This window comes from Acinetobacter legionensis, from assembly GCF_048551735.1.
Lineage (GTDB): Bacteria > Pseudomonadota > Gammaproteobacteria > Pseudomonadales > Moraxellaceae > Acinetobacter.
In genome coordinates this window covers 1-470 of the sequence record NZ_JBIMBV010000099.1, presented here as the reverse complement: position 1 = coordinate 470, position 470 = coordinate 1, and the positions used below count along the sequence as shown (strand labels likewise).

Sequence of the window (470 nt, the reverse complement as noted above, 5' to 3'; positions counted from 1 at the left end):
GCTCCTGAAACGACGATTTCACTTGTTGACTTGATTGATGTTGGAACAGTGACTGCTTCATCTTGTATCTTTAAAGTACCAACTGCTAAATCTTTGATTTTTCCTGCTGTTACGGCTAAATCTTCAATCTTTGCTGTTTTGACAGCCAAATCTTCTATATGTGAAGTCTTAACAGATTGATAATCAAAAAAACCTGACTTTATATAAGCACCAACAGGAAAAACGGTCCCATTTACTGGATCGGTAAAGGCGGTATTTCGAAACACTATAGGATAGGTCACCACACCAGAATTATCAGAACCAAAAGCCACAGAACTTGAATTAAAAATAATGTCTGAAGTTTTGCCATCATTCATCATTCCAATACCGCTGATCAAATTACCTGACTGTAATTTCAAGGTATATTGAAGATTGATACCATTAATTGATGATTGTTGGGTTTGAATCGACGCTGTATTTTCACCAACCTT

General features: G+C 36.2%; 1 pseudogene. It reads right to left on the bottom strand.

The features are described from left to right. Positions 1-470: pseudogene (locus tag ACG9ZL_RS21190) on the bottom strand (TipJ family phage tail tip protein); the annotation flags it as partial.